Source organism: Desulfofundulus thermosubterraneus DSM 16057 (genome assembly GCF_900142025.1).
Taxonomy (GTDB): Bacteria; Bacillota; Desulfotomaculia; order Desulfotomaculales; family Desulfovirgulaceae; genus Desulfofundulus; species Desulfofundulus thermosubterraneus.
Map to the genome: position 1 here is coordinate 18,502 of NZ_FQZM01000046.1, position 9,633 is coordinate 28,134.

The 9,633-nt window shown below is 48.3% G+C and carries 17 protein-coding genes and 1 pseudogene; 17 read left to right on the plus strand and 1 reads right to left on the minus strand.

What is annotated here, in order from left to right:
- Position 1: 1 nt before the first annotated feature.
- The gene (locus tag BUA65_RS14910; protein WP_072870860.1) at positions 2-307 is read right to left on the minus strand and encodes a helix-turn-helix domain-containing protein; all 306 of its coding nucleotides are present in this window, start codon (positions 305-307) and stop codon (positions 2-4) included.
- A 122-nt stretch (positions 308-429) separates the two neighbouring features.
- Here BUA65_RS14910 and BUA65_RS14915 point away from each other — a divergent pair, with 122 nt between their 5' ends.
- From BUA65_RS14915 to BUA65_RS18645, 17 genes and pseudogenes are all read left to right on the plus strand, one after another.
- Positions 430-636, plus strand: a complete 207-nt coding sequence (locus BUA65_RS14915; protein ID WP_072870862.1) for a helix-turn-helix domain-containing protein — start codon at positions 430-432, stop codon at positions 634-636.
- A gap of 236 nt (positions 637-872) precedes the next feature.
- Complete coding sequence (locus BUA65_RS14920; protein WP_072870864.1) at positions 873-1,085, plus strand: hypothetical protein; 213 nt, start codon at positions 873-875, stop codon at positions 1,083-1,085.
- A gap of 498 nt (positions 1,086-1,583) precedes the next feature.
- Positions 1,584-1,976: a hypothetical protein gene (locus BUA65_RS14925; protein WP_072870865.1), complete on the plus strand. Its 393-nt coding sequence runs from the start codon at positions 1,584-1,586 to the stop codon at positions 1,974-1,976.
- Between the two features lies 1 nt (position 1,977).
- Entirely contained in the window at positions 1,978-2,391 is a 414-nt protein-coding gene (locus BUA65_RS14930) for a hypothetical protein (protein WP_072870867.1), read from the plus strand.
- Positions 2,392-2,477: 86 nt separating this feature from the next.
- A complete protein-coding gene (locus BUA65_RS14935) occupies positions 2,478-2,705 on the plus strand; it encodes a hypothetical protein (protein WP_072870868.1) in 228 nt (75 codons plus the stop codon).
- Between the two features lie 110 nt (positions 2,706-2,815).
- Positions 2,816-3,655, plus strand: coding sequence for a DNA adenine methylase (locus BUA65_RS14940; RefSeq protein ID WP_072870870.1), 840 nt, complete (start codon positions 2,816-2,818; stop codon positions 3,653-3,655).
- Between the two features lie 6 nt (positions 3,656-3,661).
- Positions 3,662-4,105, plus strand: a complete 444-nt coding sequence (locus tag BUA65_RS14945; protein ID WP_242656350.1) for a PD-(D/E)XK nuclease superfamily protein — start codon at positions 3,662-3,664, stop codon at positions 4,103-4,105.
- A gap of 3 nt (positions 4,106-4,108) precedes the next feature.
- Positions 4,109-4,960, plus strand: coding sequence for a tyrosine-type recombinase/integrase (locus BUA65_RS14950; protein ID WP_084062538.1), 852 nt, complete (start codon positions 4,109-4,111; stop codon positions 4,958-4,960).
- 40 nt (positions 4,961-5,000) lie between these two features.
- Positions 5,001-6,347 carry a hypothetical protein gene (locus tag BUA65_RS14955; protein ID WP_072870873.1) on the plus strand — a complete coding sequence of 449 codons (1,347 nt, stop codon included), beginning with the start codon at positions 5,001-5,003 and terminating at the stop codon, positions 6,345-6,347.
- Between the two features lie 13 nt (positions 6,348-6,360).
- Positions 6,361-7,218, plus strand: coding sequence for a DNA adenine methylase (locus tag BUA65_RS14960; protein ID WP_072870875.1), 858 nt, complete (start codon positions 6,361-6,363; stop codon positions 7,216-7,218).
- Between the two features lie 244 nt (positions 7,219-7,462).
- Positions 7,463-7,917 (plus strand): annotated as a pseudogene (locus BUA65_RS14965) (DNA N-6-adenine-methyltransferase).
- 1 nt (position 7,918) lies between these two features.
- Positions 7,919-8,077, plus strand: coding sequence for a hypothetical protein (locus tag BUA65_RS18400; RefSeq protein ID WP_165613274.1), 159 nt, complete (start codon positions 7,919-7,921; stop codon positions 8,075-8,077).
- Positions 8,078-8,371: 294 nt separating this feature from the next.
- A complete protein-coding gene (locus tag BUA65_RS19030; protein WP_278246287.1) occupies positions 8,372-8,494 on the plus strand; it encodes a hypothetical protein in 123 nt (40 codons plus the stop codon).
- A complete protein-coding gene (locus tag BUA65_RS14970) occupies positions 8,481-8,861 on the plus strand; it encodes a hypothetical protein (protein WP_072870877.1) in 381 nt (126 codons plus the stop codon). The genes BUA65_RS19030 and BUA65_RS14970 overlap by 14 nt, the downstream gene beginning before the upstream one ends.
- A 6-nt stretch (positions 8,862-8,867) precedes the next feature.
- Positions 8,868-9,173, plus strand: a complete 306-nt coding sequence (locus BUA65_RS14975) for a hypothetical protein (RefSeq protein WP_072870878.1) — start codon at positions 8,868-8,870, stop codon at positions 9,171-9,173.
- 1 nt (position 9,174) lies between these two features.
- Positions 9,175-9,366, plus strand: coding sequence for a hypothetical protein (locus tag BUA65_RS14980; RefSeq protein WP_072870880.1), 192 nt, complete (start codon positions 9,175-9,177; stop codon positions 9,364-9,366).
- Positions 9,367-9,465: 99 nt separating this feature from the next.
- On the plus strand, positions 9,466-9,633 hold a 168-nt coding region (locus tag BUA65_RS18645), incomplete at its 3' end, for an IS1634 family transposase N-terminal domain-related protein (RefSeq protein ID WP_500683355.1).

The window sequence follows — 9,633 nt, forward strand, 5'->3', positions numbered from 1 at the left end:
GCTACTTCCGCTTCATGTGCCTGGCCACCTGAACCAGAACCTCCACCTGTTCCGGGGAGAGGTCCCGGGCGGCTTCAATTAAAGGCCAAAGATGAGCGGGAATATCCTGAGAGTCCTGAGAAAAAAAATCAGCCAGCGTTATGCCGAGGGCGCGGCATATACGAGAGAGAGAATCAACAGTAGGCTGCTTTTTCCCGGCTTCGATAGCACTTATAAATGACTGTGCCAGACCGGACTTCTGAGCTAACTGGTTTTTACTCATTTTTCGAGCTTCACGTAAGGCAATCAATCTTGAGGAAATATCCATGAAGATTTCTCCTAAAAGTTCTTTGGACTCAATATGAACAAAAATTTAACAATCAAATCATCACTATAGAGTTGACATATTAGCTCTATAGATATAGAATTTGAGTAGATGGAGTGGTTACAATGGAGCTTTCCCAAAAGCTCAAAAAATTACGACAGGCCCGCGGTTTCAGCCAAACAAAGCTGGCTGAGATATCTGGAGTTTCGCAGTCATTTATAGCCTACCTGGAAGCAGGCACCAAACAACCCACCGTAAGAATCCTCCGTAAACTTGCTGCTGCACTCAACGTCCCTGCCAGTGTTTTACTTGAAGATAACGATTCTAACTAGATAATTAGCCAATCGAATACGATTTTCCTGTTTTGATTGAAAGATTCATCGTCCTTTGTCCCGGACCGTTTCAGCGTAACGGTTCGGGAGAGGGGACGGCCCTTCTGCTGACACCATTTGCCAGATGGCATGCAGAAGGAATAACCTCTCTGCCGTGACGGAGGCGCACGGGGAGGGCGAACGGGGAACGGCCGCACGGGGCCTTGGTTTCGGTAACGGGACGACGGGGGCGTGCGGTGCAACTCCGGGAGCAGCCCCGTGGTCAACGGGTAGGCCTGACGGACAAACTGGCAGGCGTGCCCGGGTGCCCGACGGCCCGGCTTTCCGGTTACATGCCGACAAATTCCAACCGGGCCGCTAATCCGGGGGCGGAAACAACTCTCACGGGTTTTGCCGTGGGAGCCCGGACCGGCAGGCATGGTAAGCCTGCTCAAGCTGGCGCGGGGTAGCGCCCGCAGCCTAACCCTTTACATACCGGGGACAGCGGATACAAGCCAAAAACGATTTTCTTAAAGCTAAAAGCTTTAAGAGGAATTTAACCTTTTTGCGCCTGCGGCGAAACGACGCCCAGCCCGCATGCTGGTTTCGGCCCTTTCCCCCTGGAGACGGCGTGATGGGTAGGAGGCTGTATCCGGCGCACCCGTGCTCTTTTTTCGGGCACGGGAGATCCGGCCCGGAAGGTCGCCGCCTCCCCGTGGCGGGCCGGGGACCAGGCATAGTAAAAGCCCGGACGAAGAGCGACCAAAATTTACAGCAGACAGGGGTGGGCTTATGCGCGTTCCGAGCAGTCCCAAAACCCGTGATGCTATAAGAAGTTACGCCCGGCGTGCAATTCGGCGGTGGGGTATAAGAAACAGGGTGGCGGAATACCCCGTACCGGAACGGTTTTCCCGCTGGGTTGATTACTGCCGGTACTGTATCGTGAGGGAGAGGGAGCGGATACGGGTATGCGCACAATAGCTGAGCTGGCCCGGGCTTATCGCGCTTCACATGATAGCTATGAACGTTTTACCGTCCTACGCAGGGCATGGGGCCTGGCGGGAAGGCACGGCGTGGAGGCCGTAGCCCTTGCCCTGGGGTTGAATCCAGAAAAAATGCTGGTCTCCTTGAAGAGCTGGCTCAAAGCCCGCCGGAGAGCAGAACGGGGACAGAAAGTTACTCCGGTGATCCCTCCTCCTTCTCCGCTGGACGGGGCTGGTGAAATCGCGAAGCTGGCAGCCGGGAGCGGGGTAATCGTAAACTCCGGCGGCAAAAGGACGAAGTGGACTAACAGTTCCGGAAAGGTGAAGAGTGCGGCAGATGGGCAGGCGTGGAACGCAATTAAAGGTGGGTTGAATTAACATGAAAGAAAGAACCCTGACATACAAAGAAGTCGAAAAATATGCATATCAATTCGCTGTCAGTCAGGGAATCAACGAAAAGAAAACTATTATCCGAACTGTTTTTTTGCACAGCCGTATGGATGGTCTGACTACTTTTGCTCGTCTTGTAATGCATATTTTACCTGATGAGGCACGGCGGGGAACCCATCAAGCAATCGAATATCTCAAATGGCTCGGAGACATAGATAGATGGAAAAAGCAACGAAACCGTGCCCGCCGAAAACGAAAACCCCTACCATCAACAGTGCAAGAACAACAATACATAAAAGAATCTAAGATCGAAGCCGTCAGAAATTCGGGCTTAAAACTTTCAAAGCCACTATCTAATCCTAAATCCAAGGCACCAGGTTCATTCGAAAGTTCATTTCGTTAGAAAAAAACACCGGGCATAAACAAAGCCCGGCTTTTTATTAAAATGAGAACATACCAAAATTTTCTCAATCAGGAGTAGTGATATAAATGACTCTGGAGGAAATGCGAAGGCACTGCCTTAAGCAAATAGAAATCTGCGGCCCGGACGCCGACGTCGGGTTTGTCCTGCCGCGGATCTGGCGCGGCCAAAAGAAAATGAAGTTGGCCAACGTACCAGGCGCGCCGGTCGGCGAACCGGTCGGGCACGTCAAGGGTGGAACAATGTGTTTCTTTTCGGCCAGGGAGGTCCTGGAATGGCTGGACAAACTCGCATAAGGAACCTTATACGAAAAAATGTCCTGGAAAATTTCGCATAAGGTGCAGGAGTTCGCCCGGTTAAGGGCGAATTTTTTGTTCGCATAAGTTAACTCAGGGGGGAGACGGTTGTGTACGAGACATATCATGCTCAGATAAAGGAAGAAAAACCCAGGCCCCCCGTCAAGTGGGCAGGGGGAAAATCCCAGCTCATACCCCAGTTCGAGCAGTTATTTCCCAAAAGAGAGTACACTCTCTACATTGAGCCTTTTGTCGGCGGCGGGGCGGTTTTCTTCCACCTGCTACCCCCCAGGGCGGTATTGATTGACAGCAATGATGAGTTAATCAATTTCTACCTGGTTGTGCGGGACAACCTGGAAGCTCTCCTGCAGGACTTGAGGAGGCATGAAAATACTGCGGAATACTACTACCGCATCCGCGCCCTTGATCCCGGTCAGCTAACTCCCGTGGAGCGGGCCTCAAGATTTCTCTACCTGAACAAGACTGGCTACAACGGGTTGTGGCGTGTGAACAGCCAGGGTAAGCACAATGTGCCATTCGGGCGTTACAAGAACCCTAAAATAGTGGATGAGCCGAACCTCCGCCTGGTGAGCGAGGCTTTGAAAAGGGCGGAAATAATCTGCGGCGACTTCAGCCGGGTCCTGGACTGCACGGATCCGGGAGCTTTCGTTTACCTGGACCCACCCTACCATCCGCTTTCGGAAACAGCCAATTTCACCAGCTATACTCCGGATGCATTTGGAGAAGACGACCAGCGGCGCCTGGCTGAAGTGTTTCGGGAGCTGGACCGGAGGGGCTGTCTTGTCATGTTAAGCAATTCGGATACGCCTTTCATTCGCGAGCTTTATAAAAACTATGATATACAGGTGGTTTACGCAAAAAGAGCCATTAACTGCCGGGCCGATAAGCGCGGGCCGATATCGGAACTGGTTATCCGTAACTATAGCTAACCGGGAGTGGGGAGATTGTCACCGGGCGGGAAGGGGACGAAAACAGGGGCCTTCTGGGAACTGGTCATCAGGCCGGTTCTGGACATACATTATTCGGGGCGGTTTCAAACCCACGTGCCGGTGGGAAGGCAGCTTTTTGGCGCTGCCTATTATGCTGATTTTGTCGTCCGGGACGATGCCGGCGGGATTATAGTAAGCGCAAAGTGGCAGCAGGTCCGTGGAACGGCGGAACAAAAGCTTTTGTATGAAATAGCGAGCCTCATTTCCATCATCCGGAATTCGGACGAGTACCGCAAAGCTTACGTAGTTCTGGGCGGGACCGGTTTTTCCGGGGGAGCGCGCAGCTTTTTGCTGCGCAATGATCACCGTAAGGTTCTTGCTGATGGGCACCTGGTGGAGGTAGTATCCCTGGAAGATTTTCTCTCACGTGCCAACAAGGGGGAACTGTAGTTGGTGCCGGATGATTTTATCGTGCATTTGAAAAGCCGTAATTGTTCCTGGAGAACCGTGACAGCGTACACTGGGGCCCTGCGCAGTTTTATAAAGTGGCTGGAGGAAACGACTGGGTGTCCGTTCGACCCCGCTTCCGTTACGCCGCTGGATGTGGCCGACTACCGCCGGCACCTGTTAAACAGGAATCGCAAGCCGGCCACAATAAACCTTCACCTGGATGCCCTGTCGTCTTTCTTCTCGTGGGCTGCGACGAGCGGGATGACCACCTCCAATCCGGCGGAGGGAGTCAGGAGAGTTCCGGAACAGCGTGGAGCACCTAGGTGGCTCACCAGGCAGGAATTGGGAGCACTGATGAGAGCGGTACAGAAGTACGGTATTTCCAGGGACCGGGCGCTACTGGCGGTCCTGCTGCACACCGGCCTGCGGATCTCCGAGGCGGTGTCGCTGCATGTGGGAGACGTGGTAATCCGGGAGCGCTCAGGCTGGGTGACTGTCCGGGAGGGCAAGGGTGGGAAACGCAGGGAAGTGCCGTTGAACGTCACGGCCCGGAGGGTAATCCAGGAGTGGTTGAACGTCCATCCCGGCGGTGACTGGCTCTTTCCCGGGCGAAAGGGACACATGACCGCCCGGGCTGCGGAAAAAATCCTGGAAAAGTACGCCCGGCTGGCTGGCGTAGAGGTCACGCCCCACCAGCTGCGGCACACCTTCTGCAAGATGCTGGTGGACGCCGGGGAGTCCCTGGACCGGGTGGCGGTTCTGGCGGGACATGCTAATTTAAACACGACAGCGAGATATACAAGGCCAAGTGTAAAAGATTTGGAAAGAGCGGTAGAAAAGTTGGCGTGGGAGTAAACTAACGGTTACTAATGCACACAAGAAAAGGGGTGAAAAAATGGAGATTAAGTTGATACCATTAACATCGTTGCTAGTTAATACTGAAAATCCAAGGTATGAGATGGTTTCAAGTCAACAAGAGGCAATACGGCTCATGATTGAGGATCAAAAAGATAAACTTGCAAAGTTGGCGGAGGATATTCTTAATAATGGATTGAATCCATCCGATTTGATAATGGTAACCCCTTATGAAAAAAATGAATCGCAGTTTGTTGTACTTGAGGGTAATAGGCGAATAGTTGCTTTGAAGTTGCTAAACAATCCAAGCCTTATATTAGAGAAGCACAAATCGTTATATAGAAAATTTAAGCAATTAAGTGAAATCTTTATTAAAAATCCAATAGTTGAAATTCCCTGCATTATATTTAGTGATGAAAAAGAATCTTATAAGTGGATAAAATTAAAGCATACAGGTGAAAATGATGGAATTGGTACGGTGAGTTGGGATGCTCAACAAAAGGCAAGGTTTGAAGAAAGAATGGAGGGTAAAGCTAAATATTCATTGCAGGTAATTGAATTTCTAAAAAATCAAAATAACGTTGAAGAAGATATTAAAAAACGGCTAAAAGAAGTTCCGCTATCGAGTCTACAAAGGCTGTTATCTGATCCGGATGTAAGAGGGGCGATTGGTATAGAAATTGAGAATGGAAAAGTAGTTACTAATTTAGAACCTAATGAAGTAATTAAACCATTAAAAAGAATTATTAATGATTTATTACGAGAAGATTTTACTGTTAAACAAATATATTATAAGGATGATAGGTTGAATTATATTGAAAGTTTTACAAAAAATGATATACCTAATAAAACAAAAACATTAAAACAGAAGTGGGAATTAATTTCTTCACCACCTTTTGATAAAATTAAAGATGAGAAAGTTACAGTAAAGCAAAAAAGTAAGCCAATATCAACAAAGAGGAAAACATTAATACCTAAAAGTTGTATAATACCTATTAGTAGCCCAAGAGTAAATAATATTTACCGAGAGCTAAAAGATCTTGATTTGGATAATTTTTGTAATGCAGGAGCTGTTTTATTTAGAGTATTTATTGAATTATCCGTTGATGCCTTCATAGAAAAATATAAGTTACCAATAAATGTAGATAATGATAAATTATACAAAAAGGTTCAAGTAGTTTCAGAGTACCTTGAGAAAAATGGTTTGTTAGATAAAAATAAGTTAAAGGGTATTAGGACTTCTGTATCTAATCCTAATAGTATAATGTCAATAAATTCGTTTCATTCCTTTGTACATAATAGATTTTTTGCTCCAATTGCAAATGATTTAAAATTAGCGTGGGATAACATTGAACCATTCATTATAACATTGTGGAATCAGATATAAGGGATATGATAGTATGCACCATTATTCACCTTTACGTTATCCTGGTGGCAAAGCGAAATTAGGACGTTTTTTTAAATTGCTTTGTGAAACAAATATGCTCTGTGATGGTTATTATATAGAGCCATATTGTGGTGGTGCCTCGGTGGCTCTTGATCTTTTATTAAATGAATATGTAATAAAGGTTTTTATAAATGATATTGATAGGGCAATATATTCATTTTGGTTTTCAGTATTAAATGAAACTGAAAAGTTATGCAAGAAAATTTACGATACTCCAGTTAACATGGATGAGTGGAGAAGGCAAAGAATGGTTTATTATAATCAAGATAATGTAGCAACACTTGATCTTGGCTTTGCTACTTTTTTTCTAAACAGGACTAATAGATCTGGTATATTGAATAAAGGGGGAGTGATTGGCGGAAAAAAACAAAATGGAAAATGGAAAATTGACGCACGGTATAATAAGGTTGAATTAATCAAACGAATTGAAAGAATTGCACTATATAAGGATAGGATAAATTTAGCAAACAAAGACGCCATGGTCTTTTTAAGTGACATTTTGCCAACAACCCCGTATAAAACTTTGATTTATCTTGATCCTCCATATTTTAATAAAGGTAAGGATTTATATTTAAATTACTATAATTATGATGATCATAAAAGAATAGCTGAATTTATAACTAAGGTCGAAGATAAATTTTGGGTTATAACTTATGATAATGTTAATGAAATTAAAGCTCTCTATCATAATTATCGACAGATGATTTATAATTTAAATTACAGTGCTAACAAATGTTATAAGGGACAAGAAGTGGTTATTTTTAGTCACCAGATTTCAATACCAGAATCTGTTTATGATTTATTTGCATAGTATCTACACCTTTTCTTTTTCTTTCTCCGGCACGGTAGCCCCTGGCTTTAGCCATGGGGAGGCTCAGCATAAAGGAGCATTTACTGAAAAATATGCTACGTTGGGTTTTTGTGCTAAAAACCGCCGTTTTCGGAAGGGGCGGCGGTGGCGGAAGTACCTCCCGGTTTTTACGGCCCGCGTTCTCGCGGGCTTTTTTTGTCAAGCAAGTTGTCGGAGAGGGTTATCATGGATGCTGAATGAAGGCATGTTTTCTTCGCGAACCGGGGAATGGGAAACTCCGCAAACCTTCTTTGAGGCGCTGAATGCCGAATTTCATTTCACCCTGGATGTTTGCGCCCGTCCGGAAAACGCGAAGTGCTCCCGGTTTTTTCTCCCGAGCAAGACGGCCTGCAGCAATCCTGGGTCGGGGAAACCTGCTGGATGAACCCGCCCTATGGCCGGGAAATCGGGCGTTGGGTAGAAAATGCGTGCAACGAAGCCCGGAGAGGCACCGTCGTAGTGGCCTTGCTTCCGGCCCGGACGGACACGCGGTGGTGGCACCGGTACGTCATGCGGGCTGTGGTGATCAGGTTCGTTGAAGGCCGGTTAAAATTCGGTGGTGCGGAGAACAGCGCACCATTTCCATCGGCGGTGGTGGTGTTTACTCCGGGGAAAACAGCGTCGGACGGGCCGGTTGTGAGATCCATGCGGGTGAAATAGTGTGGCGCTCAACGCGGTAAAAGAAGCGCTGAATAAAGTTAAGCAGGCCGGGGACGATGTTGATAAGCTTTACACGGTGGCTGACATGCTTGACCGGGCCATGCAACGGGTGAGATGCGCGATAAACGGGCTTTGGCTTCCTAAGAAGAAGGTGGGGTAAATGCTCTGGCGTACGCGCTTCCTAGTCGGATTTTGTGCGGTTTGCTGGCCTGGTGGGCCGGATAGGGATTTCGCTGGCCCGTTCGCGACGGATAACCGGGGCCTGAAGCCCCGGCCCGGATGGACGGCGGGCCGGCTTCCCCCAAAAATTCCTCCCCTTTCCTTTCGCCCGGCTCAGTGCCGGGCTTTTTTTGTATAACCCGGGCGCGGCCGGAAAATCTCCCGGGGAGGAAGGGGGGGACGTTTTCTGTACCCCGTGTCCGGCTGCGCTACAAACAGAAAGGAGCTGTTTTTTGTGAAGAACCCCGGACTTGCGGCGGTGCTTAGTTTTTTGATCTGCGGTCTGGGTCAAAGCATCTACGACGCCTACAAGACGGCTGAAATTAACAAAGGGGCTGGTGGAAGTGTCGCCGGGTAAAGCTGGAGTCATCTTCCTGCTAGTTGCCGTGCTACTGGTTCTCGCGGCACCCGTCCTGGCTAATGAGCAGCAGGTGCAGGCCGGTTCCACCGGGATCCAGCCGGTGAGTCCGGAGCAGTTCGCCCAGAAGACCAACAGCATGATCGACGCGGCGTACAAGGCCGCCGGGCCTGTCGCGGACGCCGTGGCCAAGATTATGCTGGCCGTGTCAGGGCTGGCCGCGCTACTGGTGCTCTTTAGCGGCATGAAGCTCTTCCAGAAGGTTGTCGGCGCGGTCCTGTCCATAGGTTTCGGCATACTGCTGTTCTACGGGGCGCCGTACATCGTCGGGCTGGTCAAGGGACTGGCCCAGTACGTGACGAGGTAGTTAATTATGGGATTTGAGGTCTACGGTGTCGGGAATTCTCCGGGCGCGGGGCAGGAATTCACCGGCAGGGTATGGGACGTGTTACTTTCGGTGCACAGGTTGCTCCTTGACGTAGCAGGCCCGGTGTCGCTTGTCGTAGGAGCCGCGTCCGCCGTGTGTTTGATAATAGCGGCATTCTTTCCGGAAATGAGAAAGAGGATGATTGCCAGCATAGCTTTTGCGCTTTTAGGTCTCCTGTTTCTCTATGCGGTTCCGCTGTTTGTCGGGCTGATGCAGTATTTGGGAAATACAGTTCAAAAAGGGGGTATGTGAGGTGCTGCAAAAAAGTGTTCCGGCTGTACGCAGGGCTTTTTCCCGGATATCGTTTTTTGTGTTTTCGATCTTCACGCTGGTTTACGCTCTTCCTGCCTATGCCGAAAAGATTGAAGTCTTCGGGACGGAGATGAACTCAACTTTGACAGTAAAAGCCGGTTTTAGGCTCCATCAACTCTTGAAAACCCAGTAAAATCAAGGATGTATATTGGGATTATCAAAAAATGTTGTGCCACGTATACCATTTACTGTCTTTAAATATCCAATATTGCCATGTTATAATGATTATGCTATGTTTGTCAGGACAAAAACCTTCGCCAATAAAGATGGCACCAAAAGGACGTACTTACAAATAGTTGAAGGTGTTCGTGAAAACGGTAAAGTACGCCAGAAAGTTGTTGCTAACCTGGGCCGCATTGAAGATGCCCAGTCGGGTAGCCTCGACCGTTTAATTGAAAGC